15 protein-coding genes are annotated in these 16,179 nt (G+C 58.1%); 9 read left to right on the top strand and 6 right to left on the bottom strand.

All coding sequences use genetic code 11. The features are described from left to right. Nucleotides 1-113: 113 nt before the first annotated feature. The 7 genes from ACR0AA_RS00660 (at nucleotide 114) to ACR0AA_RS00630 (ending at nucleotide 8,954) form a co-directional block, all read left to right on the top strand. Entirely contained in the window at nucleotides 114-578 is a 465-nt protein-coding gene (locus ACR0AA_RS00660; RefSeq protein ID WP_480755257.1) for a (2Fe-2S)-binding protein, read from the top strand. 3 nt (nucleotides 579-581) lie between these two features. After that, complete coding sequence (locus tag ACR0AA_RS00655) at nucleotides 582-2,768, top strand: xanthine dehydrogenase family protein molybdopterin-binding subunit (RefSeq protein ID WP_480755256.1); 2,187 nt, start codon at nucleotides 582-584, stop codon at nucleotides 2,766-2,768. Nucleotides 2,769-2,895: 127 nt separating this feature from the next. Beyond that, complete coding sequence (locus tag ACR0AA_RS00650; RefSeq protein ID WP_480755255.1) at nucleotides 2,896-4,215, top strand: glutamine synthetase family protein; 1,320 nt, start codon at nucleotides 2,896-2,898, stop codon at nucleotides 4,213-4,215. Between the two features lie 59 nt (nucleotides 4,216-4,274). Further along, nucleotides 4,275-4,955 carry a type 1 glutamine amidotransferase gene (locus ACR0AA_RS00645; protein ID WP_480661014.1) on the top strand — a complete coding sequence of 227 codons (681 nt, stop codon included), beginning with the start codon at nucleotides 4,275-4,277 and terminating at the stop codon, nucleotides 4,953-4,955. Next, nucleotides 4,955-6,313 (top strand): glutamine synthetase family protein, encoded by a 1,359-nt coding sequence (locus ACR0AA_RS00640; protein ID WP_480661016.1) that lies wholly within the window; start codon nucleotides 4,955-4,957, stop codon nucleotides 6,311-6,313. The genes ACR0AA_RS00645 and ACR0AA_RS00640 overlap by 1 nt, the downstream gene beginning before the upstream one ends. 8 nt (nucleotides 6,314-6,321) lie before the next feature. Further along, nucleotides 6,322-7,626: an NAD(P)/FAD-dependent oxidoreductase gene (locus ACR0AA_RS00635; RefSeq protein ID WP_480661018.1), complete on the top strand. Its 1,305-nt coding sequence runs from the start codon at nucleotides 6,322-6,324 to the stop codon at nucleotides 7,624-7,626. Between the two features lie 113 nt (nucleotides 7,627-7,739). After that, entirely contained in the window at nucleotides 7,740-8,954 is a 1,215-nt protein-coding gene (locus tag ACR0AA_RS00630; RefSeq protein ID WP_480661020.1) for a DegT/DnrJ/EryC1/StrS family aminotransferase, read from the top strand. Nucleotides 8,955-8,957: 3 nt separating this feature from the next. On the opposite strand, the gene ACR0AA_RS00625 is transcribed toward ACR0AA_RS00630, so the two are convergent. The 4 genes from ACR0AA_RS00625 to ACR0AA_RS00610 all read right to left on the bottom strand — a co-directional run bounded on the left by ACR0AA_RS00625 (nucleotide 8,958) and on the right by ACR0AA_RS00610 (nucleotide 12,797). Further along, nucleotides 8,958-9,716 carry a trypsin-like serine peptidase gene (locus tag ACR0AA_RS00625; protein WP_480661021.1) on the bottom strand — a complete coding sequence of 253 codons (759 nt, stop codon included), beginning with the start codon at nucleotides 9,714-9,716 and terminating at the stop codon, nucleotides 8,958-8,960. A 10-nt stretch (nucleotides 9,717-9,726) separates the two neighbouring features. Continuing rightward, nucleotides 9,727-10,281, bottom strand: coding sequence for a polyhydroxyalkanoate synthesis repressor PhaR (gene phaR, locus ACR0AA_RS00620; protein ID WP_480661022.1), 555 nt, complete (start codon nucleotides 10,279-10,281; stop codon nucleotides 9,727-9,729). A gap of 135 nt (nucleotides 10,282-10,416) precedes the next feature. Continuing rightward, nucleotides 10,417-10,863 (bottom strand): phasin family protein, encoded by a 447-nt coding sequence (locus ACR0AA_RS00615; RefSeq protein ID WP_480661024.1) that lies wholly within the window; start codon nucleotides 10,861-10,863, stop codon nucleotides 10,417-10,419. A gap of 131 nt (nucleotides 10,864-10,994) precedes the next feature. Continuing rightward, nucleotides 10,995-12,797, bottom strand: a complete 1,803-nt coding sequence (locus ACR0AA_RS00610; protein WP_480755253.1) for a PHA/PHB synthase family protein — start codon at nucleotides 12,795-12,797, stop codon at nucleotides 10,995-10,997. 110 nt (nucleotides 12,798-12,907) lie between these two features. Here ACR0AA_RS00610 and phaZ point away from each other — a divergent pair, with 110 nt between their 5' ends. Further along, nucleotides 12,908-14,179 (top strand): polyhydroxyalkanoate depolymerase, encoded by a 1,272-nt coding sequence (gene phaZ / locus ACR0AA_RS00605; RefSeq protein WP_480661028.1) that lies wholly within the window; start codon nucleotides 12,908-12,910, stop codon nucleotides 14,177-14,179. 5 nt (nucleotides 14,180-14,184) lie between these two features. Then, complete coding sequence (locus ACR0AA_RS00600; protein ID WP_480661030.1) at nucleotides 14,185-14,769, top strand: DUF6151 family protein; 585 nt, start codon at nucleotides 14,185-14,187, stop codon at nucleotides 14,767-14,769. Here the strand turns inward: ACR0AA_RS00600 and ACR0AA_RS00595 are convergent. Both ACR0AA_RS00595 and ACR0AA_RS00590 read right to left on the bottom strand, forming a co-directional pair. Further along, nucleotides 14,760-15,476 carry an alpha/beta fold hydrolase gene (locus tag ACR0AA_RS00595; protein ID WP_480661032.1) on the bottom strand — a complete coding sequence of 239 codons (717 nt, stop codon included), beginning with the start codon at nucleotides 15,474-15,476 and terminating at the stop codon, nucleotides 14,760-14,762. The two genes, ACR0AA_RS00600 and ACR0AA_RS00595, sit on opposite strands and share 10 nt — an antisense overlap. A gap of 84 nt (nucleotides 15,477-15,560) precedes the next feature. Beyond that, on the bottom strand, nucleotides 15,561-16,175 hold the full coding sequence (locus ACR0AA_RS00590; protein WP_480755405.1) for a hypothetical protein: 615 nt from the start codon (nucleotides 16,173-16,175) through the stop codon (nucleotides 15,561-15,563). Nucleotides 16,176-16,179: the final 4 nt, after the last annotated feature.

Raw genomic sequence — 16,179 nt, 5'->3', positions numbered from 1 at the left:
ATCGAGGTCAAACTCTACGTAAACTCTCCAGTTTACACGCGCGAATTCTTCGCCTAGTGTAAACCCGCCAGTTTACCGACTCAGGTAACCAGCCCAACACGGAGAGTCCCCTCATGGCATTGACTTTGAAACTGAACGGCGAAACCCACACGGTCGACGCCGAACCCGGCACGCCCCTCCTCTGGGTGATCCGGGACGAACTCAAGCTGACCGGAACCAAATTCGGCTGCGGCGTCGCATCCTGCGGCGCGTGCACCGTGCACCTGAATGGCGAGCCTGTGCGCTCGTGCCAGACCTATATCGAAGACGTTGAAGATGCCGAGATAACCACAATCGAGGCAGTTGGCGACGACAAAATTGGCGCGGCCATTCAACAGGCATGGGTCGAGCTGGACGTGGTCCAGTGCGGCTATTGCCAGTCCGGCCAGGTAATGTCAGCGGTCGGACTATTGACCGAAAACCCCAAGCCCAGCGTCGAAGAGATCGACGACTACATGGCCGGCAACGCCTGCCGTTGCGCCACTTACCAACGTATCCGCGCCGGTATCCAGCGCGCATCTGAAATTCTGGAGGCCTGATCCATGACCATCAACACCTCCCGCCGTGGATTTCTGAAAGGTGCCGCCGCTGCCGGTGCCGTCCTGCTGGTCGGCGCACGCCCTGATGGCGCGCTGGCGGCGGGCTCATCCGAAACCGCTCAATTCAACCCGTTTGTAAAAATCGACGCCGATGGAACCGTAACGGCCATCGTGAAGCATTTTGAAAAGGGCCAAGGTCCAGCAACCGGTTTGCCGACGCTGATCGCCGAGGAAATCGGTCTGACCATGGACCAGATCGAATACGAATTTGCTCCCTCCAACCCACAGGTCTACAACAACCTGCTATTCGGGTCGTTTCAGGGCACCGGCGGTTCGACCGCTATGGCGAACTCGTGGATGCAATACCGTCAGGCGGGTGCCGCCGCGCGCGAAATGCTGATCAACGCCGCCGCGCAAAGCTGGGGCGTGGACGCGTCCGGTATCACCATCGAAGAGGGCATCGTCAAAGCGGGCGACAAGTCGGCCCCGATCGCGGAATTCGTGGCTGCTGCATCGCAGTTGGAAGCCCCTGCCGAACCTCGCCTGAAAAACCCGTCGGAGTTCCGCCTGATCGGCAATGAATCCGTCCGACGCAAGGACTCGGCGATCAAGGGCAACGGCCAGGCGATGTACGCAATGGACGTTCACCTGCCGAACCAGATGGTCGCCATGATCAAGCGTCCTGAGTCAAAGGGCGGAATTGCCAACGGCTTTGACGACAGCGCGTCGAAAGAGGTCAAAGGCTATATCAGTGCCGCAGTGCTGCCCAATCAGGCAGGGGTCGCGGTCTATGCCGAAAACACATGGGCCGCCATTCAGGCGCGCGACGCGCTTGAGGTCGAGTGGGACATGTCCGGCGCAGAAACCCGCGACTCGGATCAAATCAAGGCCGAGATCATGGCCGCGCTGGATGCCGAGCCCACCTATAACGTGAACAAAGCGGACGCGGCGGCCGTTTCGTCGGCAATCGATGGCGCAGAAAAGGTCATTGAGAAGACCTTTTACTTCCCCCTGCTGGCCCATGCCCCGATGGAGCCACTGAACTGCACCATTGAACAGACTGCGGACGGCACCATTGTTCTGCATGACGGTGCGCAAATGCCAACCGGTCCGCACATGGCGTATCAGCAGATCTTCCAATTGCCGCCTGAGAAAATCCAGATCAAAACGATGCTGGCGGGCGGTTCGTTCGGACGCCGCGCAACACCGGATGCGGATTATCAGGTCGAGGCCGCATTGGCCTTTGTGGTCACCGACCGCTCGCGCCCGGTCAAGCTGGTCTGGACGCGCGAAGATGACATCCGCAGCGGCTACTACCGCCCAGCCTTCGGGCACAAAGTCCGGGTTGGTCTGGACGCCGACGGAAACATCGTCGGCTGGCAGCACCAGGTCGCGGGACAGTCGATCATCAAGGGGACAGCCTTCGAAGCCATGCTGGTCCATGACGGAGTTGACCACAGCTCTATCGAAGGTATCGCGGACAGCCCCTATCAGATCCCTGGTATGGCGCTTGGGTTGACCGATACGCCAAAGGCGACTTCGGTTCTGTGGTGGCGATCCGTGGGTCACACGCACACGGCTTACGTCATGGAGACGATGATGGACATGGCAGCCCTTGCGGCGGGCCGCGATCCGGTTGAGTTCCGCCTCGCCCATCTTGCGGATGCCGGTGATGCCGATCAGAAGCGGAAAGCGGATGTCCTGAAACTGGCCGTCGAAAAAGCCGGTTGGGGCAATGCGCCTGCCGGTCGGTCGCAGGGCGTCGCGGTCCATAAGTCTTTTGGCTCTTACGCGGCACAAGTGGTTGAGGTTTCCGGCAATCCTGAAGACGGCATAAAGATCGAAAAGGTCACCTGTGCCGTGGATTGCGGAATTGCCGTCAACCCGGACGTCGTACGCGCCCAGATGGAAGGTGGCGTCGGTTATGGCATCGGTCACGTGATGCGCGACCAGATCACCCTGACCAGCGGTTCTGTAGACCAGTTCAACTTCCCGGACTATGAGCCGCTGCGGATTGGCGATATCGCTGCCATCGACGTGCATATCGTCCCGTCGGCCGAAGCTCCGACTGGCGTGGGTGAGCCTGGAACGCCGCCTTCGGCGCCCGCTCTGGCAAACGCGATCAACGCCTTATCGGGCGTTCACGTTGCGGAACTGCCTATGGCAGAAAACGGCGTCAGCTTCATCTAAACCCCTACCCCCGCGCCTAACTAAATTGGCGCGGGGTTTTTCTCAGTGCGAAATAATTTGATCAAATTTCGTGACAACGCCGCGCGTCTTGATTACATCTCGGGTAACCAGAGTAATGGAGACTCCGATGGACTTGAGCGCCCTGCACAGTTTTCGCGTCGCAGCATGTGATCTTAATGGTCAGATGCGCGGAAAGCGTGTGCCGCCCTCTTATGCCAGCAAACTGGACAAGGGCGCGGTGCGCATGCCCTTTTCCGCGCTGAACGTCGACCTGTGGGGCGCCGATATCGACGGCAGCCCGCTTGTGTTTGAATCCGGTGATGCGGATGGCGTGCTGTTGCCGACAGACCGCGGACCGGTTCCTGTGCCCTGGCTGGCGACTGAAACCGCGCTGGTTCCGATGAGCCTGCATGATGACAACGGCGCCCCCTTTCCCGGCGACCCAAGACACGCGCTTGCCTCGATTCTGGATCGTTTTGCCCAGCGCGGTTGGTCCGTCATTGCAGCCACCGAGTTGGAATTCACTTTACTCGACGCCTCGGGCGCTCATCCACAGCCGCCCGTGAGCCCCATCACCCAAAGACGGTTGGAGGATGAGGCCGTCCTGTCTATGGCGGAACTGGACGCCTTTGATGCCTTTTTCACGGACCTTTATGACGGATGTGCCGCCATGGGCATTCCCGCGCAAACCGCCATATCAGAAAGCGGCATCGGCCAGTTCGAAATCAACCTGAACCATCAGGAAGCGATGCGTTGTGCAGATGATACTTGGCTTTTCAAGTCCTTGGCGCGTGGTCTGGCCCGCAAGCATGGGTTCACCGCCACGTTCATGGCCAAGCCCTACGCGGATGATGCCGGCAATGGGATGCATGTGCACTTTTCGGTGGTGGATCAGCAAGGCCGCAACGTCTTTGACAATGGCGGTCCCGAAGGCACCGATTTGCTGCGCTGGGCCGTGGCGGGATGCCTGACCGCAATGCCAGGCTGCACGCTGGTCTTTGCGCCGCATGGCAATTCTTACACGCGCCTTGTTCCGGGCGCACACGCCCCGACAGGCGCAAGCTGGGCGTATGAGAACCGAACTGCGGCCCTCCGCATTCCCGGCGGCGCCCCAGCCGCGCGGCGCATCGAGCATCGCGTCGCAGGCGGGGATATCAACCCCTATCTGATGCTGGCCGCTGTTCTGGGTGCGGCGCTGAACGGCATCGAAGACAAAGCCGAACCGCCCGCCCCGATTTCGGGCAATGCCTATGACATCGACGGGTTGCCTCAGCTTGCCAGCGATTGGCCTCAGGCCATTGCAGCGTTCGAAACCGATCCAAGCGTCGCCCGCATCTTTCCTGCCGAGTTGATCCGCTACTTTGCAATGACCAAGCGACAGGAAATCAGGCGCTTTGCCGACCGCCCTCCCGAAAACCACTGGCTGAGTTACATAGAAGCCGTATGAGCCCCCTTGCCCGCCCGGATTCGGTGGGCTAGAATAAATTTGATCAAATTTGGTGACCCATGAAAATCGGTATCCTTCTGACCGGCCATCCACCGGACGAGCTGCACGGCCAATTCGGCGAATACGACACGATGTTCAGCACACTTCTGGACGGCAACGGTTTTGAATACGAAACATTCGCAGTCGTGGACGATCAGTTTCCGCGGGATGAGGATCAGGCCGATGGCTGGATCATCACCGGCTCGCGTCATGGTGCTTACGAAGATCACGCTTGGATTCCACCGCTTGAGGACCTGATCCGCGCCATTCAGAAAAGTGGCAAGCCTTTGATCGGTGTCTGCTTTGGCCACCAGATCATCGCGCAGGCTTTGGGCGGCAAAGTCGAAAAGTTCAAGGCCGGATGGTCTGTTGGACGAACTGACTATGACTTTGAAGGCGGAACGGTAACACTGAACGCCTGGCATCAGGACCAGGTGGTTGAGCTGCCCGAGGGCGCACGCGTTACTGGCACCAACGACTTCTGCCGCAATGCCATGGTGAGCTACGGCGACAACGTTTGGACGGTACAGGCCCACCCGGAATACGGCGACGCCTTCATACAGGGCCTGATGGAAACACGCGGCAAAGGCGTGGTCCCTGATGGGCTTATGGAAGCCGCTGCAAATCGCCTGCCGACCCGAAATGACAATCCGCTGATCGGAAAGTATATGGCGGAGTTTCTAAAGAAAGAGAGGGCCTGATGGCCGACTGGAAAGATCAGCTACCGCAAGCGGCACGGGACTATATCGACGGCCAGAGGCTCGATGAGGTCGAGTGCATCATTTCAGATCTGCCCGGTATCGCCCGAGGCAAGGCCGTTCCGGCATCGAAATTCGCCCGTCAGGACTATTTCCACCTGCCAGACAGCATCTTTTACCAGACCATCACAGGCGACTGGGGTGAGGCTGCAGGGGATGATGGCTTCATCGAACGGGACATGATCCTGAAGCCCGACTTCTCAACAACGTCCGCCGCGCCCTGGACCGGGGACTGGACGCTGCAGGTGATCCACGACGCTTATGACCGCGATGGCGAGCCGATCCCCTTCAGCCCGCGCAACGTACTGAAACGCGTGGTGCAGCTGTATCAGGACAAAGGCTGGAAACCGATCGTCGCACCCGAGATGGAGTTCTTTCTGGTCGCCCCGAACGTCGATCCGGCGCATGGAATCAAACCGATGATGGGCCGTTCAGGTCGTCCCGCTGCGGCGCGCCAGGCTTATTCGATGACGGCGGTGGACGAATTCGGACCGGTGATCGACGATATTTATGACTTCGCCGAACACCAGGGGTTCGAAATCGACGGCATCACTCAGGAAGGCGGCGCGGGTCAGTTGGAGATCAACCTCCGTCATGGCAACCCGGTCAAGCTGGCCGATGAGGTATTCTATTTCAAACGCCTGATCCGCGAGGCCGCGCTGCGGCACAACTGCTTTGCAACTTTCATGGCAAAACCGATCGAGGATGAGCCTGGTTCGGCCATGCACATCCATCACTCGATTATCGACATGGAAACTGGCCAGAACATCTTCTCGGGTCCTCAGGGCGGTGAAACGGACGCGTTCTACAACTTCATCGCCGGTCTGCAGAACCACTTGCCCGCGGGTCTGGCCGTGATGGCGCCCTACGTGAACTCATATCGGCGCTATGTGAAGGACCATGCAGCGCCGATCAATCTGGAATGGGCGCGCGACAACCGGACGACCGGTATTCGCGTACCGCTGTCCGGTCCTGAGGCTCGTCGGGTGGAGAACCGCATCGCAGGCATGGACTGTAACCCGTATCTGGGCATCGCACTGTCGCTGGCTTGTGGCTATTTGGGCCTGACCCAGCAGGAACGCCCGCGCCGTCAGTTCTACGGTGACGCTTATGAGGGCGAAGGCGACATCCCGCAGGTTATGGGCAATGCGCTGGACCTGTTTGATGAGGCCACCGCCCTTCACGAGGTGCTGGGCCCCGAGTTCGCCCGCGTGTACGGCATCGTCAAACGCGCCGAGTACGAGGAGTTCCTGCAGGTCATCTCTCCGTGGGAGCGTGAGCATCTGCTGATGAACGTCTGAGGCACGCAATGAACCTGCTTTATTCCAATGACCGCAAGTCGGAGCATCCGGCCAGCTGGTACGCTGCGACCGCCAATCAGATGGATCGATTTCCGGCGTTGTCAGGCGACACCAAGGCGGATGTTTGCGTCGTGGGCGGCGGATATACCGGGTTGTCGGCTGCTTTGCATCTGGCCGAAGCAGGGTTCGATGTTGTCCTGCTTGAGGCGCATCGCGTGGGCTTCGGGGCGTCGGGCCGAAATGGCGGGCAACTTGGCAGCGCCCAGCGCATGGATCAGGAGGACCTCGAGCGTCTGGTCGGCGATGACGACGCGGCTAAGCTCTGGGAACTGGCCGAAGACGCAAAGGACCTGGTCAAGTCCCTGATCGCGAGGCATCAGATCGACTGCGACCTGAAGCCCGGCATCGCTGTTCTGGGCCTGTCGGATACGGAACAAAAGGAACTGCGCGATCACGCCGTCCATTTGTCTGGGCGATATGGCTATGACCAGATCGAACTGCTGGATACAGATGCCGGACATGCGCTGTGTCCTTCGCCCGCGTACAAAGGCGGCTATCTGGACATGGGTGCTGCCCATTTGCATCCGTTGAACTACGCGTTAGGGCTGGCGCAGGCCGCAGCCAAAGCTGGTGTGCGCATTTTCGAAAGCACCGAGGTTTTGGGCATCGAAGAAAACCTCCCGGCTGTGGTTCGGACTGCTGAGGGCGCTGTCACGGCCGACCACGTCATTCTGGCCTGCAACGGATACCTCGGCGACCTGAACCGCAAGGTGGCGGCTAGGGTCATGCCTATCAATAACTTCATCGCAGCCACGGAACCTTTGGGGGCCGAGGCCGCGCAGGTTCTGACCCGCGACGTCGCCGTCGCCGACACCAAATTCGTGGTGAACTACTTCCGTCTCAGCGCCGATGGCCGCCTGCTGTTTGGGGGTGGCGAAAGCTATGGCTACCGCTTCCCCAGCGACATCGCAACCAAAGTACGCAAGCCCATGACCGAGATTTTCCCGCATTTGCGGGATGTTAAGATCGACTACGCCTGGGGCGGCACGCTGGCCATCACTATGCGCCGAATGCCCTATCTGGCTCGGGTCGCGCCCAATGTACTGTCGGCATCGGGCTATTCCGGTCACGGTGTAGGCACCGCCACCCATGCCGGCCAACTGATGGCGCTGGCCATTCAGGGTCAGGCCGAAGGGTTCGACACTATGGCCCGTGTACCCGCCCTTCCCTTCCCCGGTGGCCCCGCATTGCGTAGCCCGCTGCTGGTCCTGGCGATGACCTGGTTTGCGCTTCGGGATCGCCTGGGCCTTTAACTTCTTCTGTTTTGCAACAGATTGGTGAAATTTCGCCGTGTTGGCGAAAGGGGGTTGGAACGCCCAATGTTTAGCTTTATCTTTTCCAAAGTTAGAATTCGGGAAAACCAAATATGACGCTTCCTCCAAACGTTCATGACGCCGAACCCATTCCCCCAGCAGCACGAGAAGCCATCGACGCCCTGATGCAGTCTGGCGACCTGTTTCGCTATACCGCGCCTCAGGATGCACCGGTTGCCTTGCTCGAAGCCGAATTTGCCGAGCTGCTGGGCAGCAAGTACGCGCTGGCAGTATCGTCCTGCTCGGCCGCATTGTTCCTGTCGCTAAAGGCTCTGGACCTGCCACGTGACGCACGTGTTCTGATCCCTGGCTTCACCTTTGCCGCCGTGCCGTCCTCAATCGTGCACGCGGACTGCATTCCGGTTTTGTGCGAAGTGGGTGAGAACTATCGCATCGACATGGCCGATTTCGAGGCCAAGCTGGACGGTGTACAGGCGGTCATCATCAGCCACATGCGCGGCCATACTTCGGATATGGACGCCATCATGGCCCTGTGCGACGCGCGTGACATCCCTGTGATCGAAGATGCGGCCCACTCGCTGGGAACGACGTGGCACGGGCGCAATATCGGAACGATCGGCAAGATCGGCTGCTTCTCGTTCCAGTCCTACAAGATGATCAATGCGGGCGAAGGTGGCATCCTGATCACCGACGACGCCGATTTGGTAGCGCGTGCCGTCATCATGTCCGGCGCTTACGAACACAACTGGAAAAAGCACAAGGGCCCTCACGGCGACAACTCGCCCGAGCTGGAGCAGGCTTTTGCACGCTGGCAGAACCAGTTGCCGCTTTATAACCTGCGGATGAGCAACCTCAGCGCCGCCGTGATCCGTCCGCAAATCCCGGAACTCGCACGTCGCGTAAGGGACGGCCTGACCAACCACGACTACGTGGCCGAGCGCCTGAACACGTCACCCTTTATCCACGTCCCTGCCCCTCTGGCACCCGAACGCCGAGCGCCGGATTCCATTCAGTTCAACCTTGTGGACATGAGTGACGATGATATCCGCGCCTTTGCCGCCGCAACCGAGGCGCGCGGCGTCAAGGTTCAAGTCTTCGGTCTAAGCGAGGATAACGCCCGCGCGTTCTGGAACTGGCAGTTCCTGCCCGAGCAGGTCGACCTGCCACAAACCCGCGCGATGTTGATGAAAGCCTGCGATGTGCGGCTTCCGGTTCGCCTGACGCGCAAAGAGCTGGATGTGATCGCCGATATTCTTCTGGCCGCTATGGGCGAAGTAACCGGTCCTGTTCCGGTTTACGGCACCTGAGCTTTAGTCGGGCACAGCAAAGCTCTCGCTCGACACAAACAGCGCCGCAATCCCCTGAGGGGTCGCGGCAACCCGCGACAGGATGCCGACCACCCTGATCCCTGAAGGCGTTTCCACCAGCAAGGGCGCCCCGGAATCGCCCATCATCACCGGGCAAATCGCGAGCAACAGACCATCCGCTGAGCGACGTACGGGGCAGTTGTTCGTGCGGCTCAGGACGTGTGGGCGCAGGCCCGCATAGCCGGCCACAGTCCCTGCTTCGGTGTCCAAGTTTCCGATTTCAAAGTATCCCAGTGATTGACCAATGGGCTCAGCCAGTTCAAGCACGGCCCAATCCAGTTCAGCGCGATCATTGAAACCTGAATCAGCGGCCTGATAAGGATGCAACCGGTATGATTTTATCATTGAAAATGCGGACGCTTCTCCGCGCTGATACCCCCCGGCGAACCGAATGCTGGAGGCAGGTATCCAAGTCTTTCGTGACGAATTGTATAGGCAGTGGGCCGCAGTCAAAACCAGATCGTCTGCCACCAGAACACCGGTGCAATGCGATCGCTGGTCCCGGCTGGCGAAGTTGACGCGACCAATTGCGCGCCAGGCGGGCTCTGCGGCGTCCAGAATCTCGCGCGCGCGAATGTCTTTGCAGCCTTCTTCCGCCGTCGTTCCAATTGTGCAGATCGGTGACCAGACCTCGGAAAAGTCTCCCTGCGCCCACGCGAATGTTCCACTGAGTATTGCGGCACTCAGGAACAAACAGCGCATCCGCGTGCAATCAGTTCAGCTTGGACAGCTTTTGCTGCAATTCCGCCAGCTGCTTTTTGATGTCGTCCAGATCTTCTTTGGGTTCCGACTTGGCCTCGTCTTCCTTGTCAGGTCCGGACCACCCGCTGGACAGACCGCCTGTCATGGCTTTCAGAAATGCCTGCTGTTGCGCCTGCAGCGCATCGAACCCCGGCATCTGTGACATCGGGTTCATGGCATTCATGTTTTCCATCATCTTGTTCTGGCTTTCGCGCAGCATCTCGAACGAGCTTTGAAGAAACTGCGGCATCACACCCCCGCCCGGCAGCATGTAGCTGCGGACCAGATCGTTCAGCACGTTGACCGGCAGCACATTTTCACCGCGGCTTTCATGTTCGGCGATGATTTGCAGCAGGTATTGCCGTGTCAGGTCATCGCCGGTTTTCAGGTCGATGATCTGCACTTCACGCCCGTCCCGAATGAACGACGCGATGTCTTCCAGCGTGACATAGTCGCTGGTCTCGGTGTTATACAGCCGACGGCTGGCATAACGTTTTATCAACAGTGGTTTTTCTTGTTCTGTCACCGTTTACCCTCCCCAAGGATGATGCGTTGCAGCAGAGATTATGCGAGCGCAGAACAAAAAGAAAGGGCAGGTCGAACGACCTGCCCCACGCGATTGCACCAAATGGGAGGAGTGGGTGCGCCTCGCGGCATTAACTTACTTGGCAGCAGTTGCTTTTTTGGCAGCTGCAGTCACGTCGTTAGTGGCTTTTTTGACGGCTGCGGTTGCGTCTTCTGCAGCGTCTTTGCCAGCCGCCATCAGCAGCTCAACGGTTTCGGTCTGCACTTTTTTCGCGATTTCAGCGAAAGCAGCCATGTTTTCAGCGGCAACCTCAGCCGATGCGCTTGCGAAGTCGGTTGCAGCTTTTGCGTAGTCAGCGGGCTCTGCCTTTGCTTTCGACATCTCGGTCAGCTTGGCCAGGGTGTCCTTGGTCCATTTGTTCGAGATTTCAGCCGACTTTTCAGCAGCTTCCAGAGCAACGCCCGACAGCTTTTCGTTCAGGGTCGCGGTCGACTTGAAGGCACCTTCCAGAGCGGTGGTGTCAACGGGGAATGCGCCCATCATGTCTTTCAGGGTCGCGGTAAAGTCTTGAGTCTTTGCCATTGTCCAAATCCTTTTGCTGAACCGGGCCCACCCCGGTTTTCATCAGCTTGAGGACAATATGATTGCCGCACCGCAGCATTGCAAGTTTTTTCTTGCTGCGGTGCAGAAAAATTTTCAAATCAGTTTGAAAATCAATTGGTTGCCTTGGCTAAAACATAGGTTCCGGGTGCCGGAGCAAGCGAAGGATGCTTCGAATCGCCGGTTTCCCGCGCGGGCACTTGTTTGCCGGAACGCTTCTTGAGCCAGGCTTCCCACCTTGGCCACCAAGACCCTTCGTGGAACTCAGCCTCTTTAAGCCAGGTGTCAGCATCCACTTTCAAATCGGAATTCGTATAGTGGCCGTATTTCTTCTTGCTGGGCGGGTTCACAATCCCGGCGATATGCCCGGATTCCGACACGATGAAAATCTTGGAGCGCGACCCCATCTCCTGCACGCCGCGATAACATGCCTTCCATGCCGCGATGTGATCCGTTTCGCAGGTGATCGCCATCAAAGGCACATCCACATCCCGGACATGCAACTTGTGCCCCAGCAGTTCGAACCCATCCGTGACGAAGTCATTTCTCTGACACAAACCGCGCAGGTACTGAACAGCCATGCGACCGGGCAAGTTGGCCCCGTCCCCATTCCAAAACAACAGGTCGAACGCCGGAGGCGTTTCGCCCATCATATAGCTGCGGATCGCAGGCCCATAGATAAGGTCCTTGGACCGAAGAAACGACATTGTGCGTCCGATGACCCAGGCTTTCAGCACGCCGTCTTTCGAGATCTGGTCCTCTATGCCATCCACAAAGTCGTTTTGCAGGAAGGGCGTGAACTCTCCCTGATCGCCGAAATCCGTCAGCGCCGTAAAGAACGTCGCCGACTTGATGGATTTGTCGCCGCGCTGTTTCAGTAGCGACAGGGTCAGGCTCAGCGTGGTTCCCGCAATGCAATAGCCAACCGCGTTGACTTGCTTGACCTTGCAAATCGATTTGACCTCTTCGATTGCGGTCAGGAAGCCTTCCTGGATGTAATCCTCCATCCCGATATCGGCGTGGGATTCGTTTGCGTTCACCCAGCTGACGACAAACAGGGTGTACCCCTGCTCAGTCACCCATTTGATCAGGCTGTTTTTCGCCTTGAGGTCCAGAATGTAGAACTTGTTGATCCAGGGTGGGAACAGAAGCAGCGGCGTTTCGTGAACCGTCTCGGTCGCTGGTTTGTACTGGATCAGCTCCATCAGACGATTGCGGTATACAACGTCGCCCGGTGTCGTTGCGATATTGCCCCCAACCTTAAAGGCACTGTCATCGGCAAGTTTGACGACCATTTCGCCGTCATTGGCCTCAAGATCAGCCACAAGGTTCTCAAGCCCCTTGATCAGTGACTGACCTTCTGTCTCAACCGCTTTTTCCAGCGCGTCGGGGTTGGTCGCCAGAAAGTTCGTCGGCGACATCATGTCGATGATCTGTTGCGAGAAGAACTTCAGGCGCTGTTTATCCGTCGCGTCCAGATCCTCAACCGATGCCACGGCTTGAGAGATTGCCTCGGCATTGGTCTGGTATTGCTGGCGAATGAACTTGAAGTATGGATTTGTTTCCCACAAAGGGTTCGAAAACCGTTTATCTATCGGCCCGGAGTTGTCGTCATCGGTTTCGCCTTTCGTCAGCGCCTGCTGTGCTTCGGCGAAATTCAGAACCGACTTTCCCCAGAACTCGATCTGCTGTTCAAGCAGCTTGGCCGGGTTTTGCATTGCTTCTGCCCAATAGGCCGATGCTGCCTTTGCATAAAGTTCCTGATTCGGGCCGTCTAACGCCGGGTTGTGCGTCTTTTTTCCGGCCATCACCTCGACAAGCCGCTTTGACAGCTCTTCGACTTTGCCCATATTTTCTTTAAGTCGTTCAAGGTGTTCCGGGGACATATCCGGTGTCTGGTGTTCGCTTGTTGTCATTTTAACAATTCCCCCCTAACCTCGCTGCTATGCAGAATAATCGTCGTGGGCCTGGGGAGCAAAGCGACGAATAGTCCGACACTCACACCGGCAGCCAGGAGGCCCCCAACATGCGCTATATGATCACCTACGATCTGATGGAAACGATGCGCAATACGAACCAGTGGATGGGAGCGACAGCCAGCGCAATGGCGTCTTACCCGCTGTTTTCCATGATACCGAATCCTGCGTTCAGCATGATGGCAGCGTGGGGCGAAGTGACCGAGCGCACCTTTCAGCGCATGATCGCTAAGCCGGACTGGGGTATACGAACGTTTACGTGTGAGGATGGCAAAGACCACCTTGTTGATATTGTTCCCGTAATGGAGCGCCCATTTGGCGACCTGATCCATATTCGCGTCAATGGCCGCGAAGAACAACCCCGCAAGGTGCTGTTGGTGGCACCAATGTCCGGGCACTACGCGACTTTGTTGCGCTCTACCGTCAAAAGTTTGCTGGTCAATTGCGAGGTCTACGTTACCGACTGGCATAATGCGCGTGATATTCCCGTTTCCGAAGGCAAGTTCGATGTCGAGGATTACACGCTGTATCTTGTCGATTTTATGAAAGAGCTGGGCCCGGATACGCATGTCGTCGCCGTTTGCCAACCCGTACCTCTGACTTTGGCCGCGACTGCCTATCTGGCCGAGGTGGACCCCAAGGCACAGCCCAGTACGCTGACCCTGATCGGCGGCCCGGTTGACCCCGATGCCACCCCAACGGATGTGACTGATTTCGGTGCCCGCGTCACCATGGGCCAGCTGGAAGAAACCATGATTCAGCGCGTCGGGTTCAAATACAAAGGCGTCGGCCGCATGGTGTATCCAGGCCTTCTGCAACTGGCATCTTTCATGTCGATGAATGCAGACCGTCATTCCAAAGCTTTTTCGGATCAAATTCAGCGCGTGATGCGGGGCGAGGCGTCGGACCACGACGCGCATAACCGGTTCTACGACGAATACCTTGCCGTCATGGACATGACCGCCGAGTTCTACCTGTCGACCGTCGAACGTGTCTTCAAGAAACGCGAGATTGCCCGCAATGAGTTCATTGTTGCAGGCCACAAGGTGGATATCGGCAATATCACCGATGTCGCTGTCAAAACGGTCGAAGGTGCCAACGACGACATCTCGGCACCGGGTCAGTGTATTGCCGCGCTTGACCTGTGCACTGGATTGCCGGACGCCAAAAAGGCAAGCCATGTCGAACCGGGCGCTGGCCACTACGGTATCTTCGCCGGCCGCAGCTGGCGCGACAATATCCGGCCGCTTGTTATCGACTTCATGAACGCCAACTCGCGAAAACCGCAGCGTCGCGCGGCCAACAAAAACAAAGTGGCCTGAGTTCGATGAGCAGGAAAACAGCGACTGAAACCTCGTTTTCCTGCTCATGTGGCTCCTTGCAAGGACGGATCACAGCGGCGGGTGTGAAACATGGCACGCATACCGTGTGCTTTTGCCACGATTGCCGCGCTGCTCAGTTGTATTTCGGACAGCCGGACCCGTTTCCCGGCCCCATTGAGATCCTGCAGACGCTACCGGAAGACATCATTATTGACAGCGGTGCAGAACACCTTGCCGTGATGCAACTCAGCCCCAATGGAATGCTGCGCTGGTACGCCAGCTGCTGCAATGCCCCGCTGGGGACCACCACAAGAACACCGAAGTTTCCATTTATCGGATTTATCGTCAAATGCATTCCCGACCCGGGCGGGCTGGGACCGATTACGACTCGGGGGTTTGTTCCCAAAGGGAACGGCAAGCAGGCGCACGAAAAGATTGGATCGGCCATCTACGGCTTGGTGACGCGCGTCGCGAAATCGCGTTGGTCCGGCAGTTGGAAGAACACGCCTTTCTTCAATCCGGATACCGCAGATCCCGTTGCCAAGCCGGTGATCCTCAGAAAGGCCGAACGCGCGGCCCTTTACCCGTAAGAAGCCCGCGCGGGTGTGTTCAACCAGTTCTCAAGCGCCTCATTGACGACCTGAGGAGTTTCAAGCGTTGGCAGGTGCCCTGCGTCATCGATCACCTTAAGCTGTGCCTCCGGGATCAGGTCCGCCATGAATGCGTGCTTTCGTACAGGTGTCAGCAGGTCATGCGCACCACATAACACGAGCGTCGGAGCTTTGATCATTCGCAGCGCTCCTTGCTGATCCGGGCGTCTCTGCAACGCCCTCATCTGGCGTTCGAACACGTTCGCCCCCAGATCCAATGCCATGGCGATCACGTCATTCAGAATGGGAACGCGTTTAGGCCCGGGGGCCAAGGTGTCGGACCCCAATATCTTGCGCATAACTTCTTCAAGCCGCCCGGCTTTCGCAGCGACCATGTACTCTTCTCTGGCTGCCGCAATCTGAGGGGTATCCGCCTGCGCATCCGTGGCAATCAGGCACAACCGCGAAATACGGTCAGGCGCGCGGCGGGCCAGTTCCAAGGCGACCACACCCCCCATGCTTAACCCTGCCAGTGCAAATCGGTGTGGCAACTGGTCCAAAAGACCCGAGGCGATCTCTTCGATCCTTTCCCCTAACGAAACCGGAGCAACAGTGACGGCGCGCTGACGAGACAGGTAGGCGATCTGAGGGTCAAAAACCCTTGCATCGCACATCAATCCGGGCAGTAGAACCAGCGGCTCGATCAAGCGCGGCCTCCTTCGTCTCGACCTCACGGGCGGCTTCGTTTTTTCTCAGGATGAGTGGTTTTTCCTGCGCGGGCAAGTCAAACTTCACGGATAAGCGATGCCCCGGAATGCAGGAAAGTCCGCATATCGCATTTGGCGGGTTTGCAGGTCTTCGTCCGGTTCGGCCCCGGCACGCAAAAGGCATCCGCGCGGGGCGATATAGCTGTCAATACGCTTCATGGGATTTGGTCGCCATACCAGATTGAATGCGCAGAGTTTGGGAAAAAACCAGATTTCGGAATAGTCCAGATGGTCGTGCATCCACCACGCAAGGTCGCGCCAATCCCGCCCCTCTGCGTACTGGTCCGCGAACCACGGGACTACGAGTGACGCGCCCGCAACCCGCTCATCGCCCATCCCCCAGTCCCAGATATGGCATTCCAGCGGGTTGTCGTTTCGCGCGCAATTCAGCCGGTTTTCATTGCCGTACTGGTTCAGCGAAGGAGAGCGATAACCCGAGCGAACGGCTATTCGGCCAAAGGTTTCCTCCAACGGATCCAGAAGGGTCTGGCAAAACGCTCGACCGGTCTCGATCGCGAGGTCGGGATCTTCGGGAAGGTTTTGTTTTTCATGGAAATTTCCGATTTCGGAATACAGGAAATCGCGCATGAAGAAGTGCCTGGACAGGCGCACACGGCCGAGCGTTTCAAGGCTCCACATGCTG

Source organism: Ruegeria sp. CE8, from assembly GCF_056537465.1.
The sequence above is the reverse complement of the archived record's forward strand: the minus strand, read 5'-3'. Positions and strand labels throughout refer to the sequence as shown.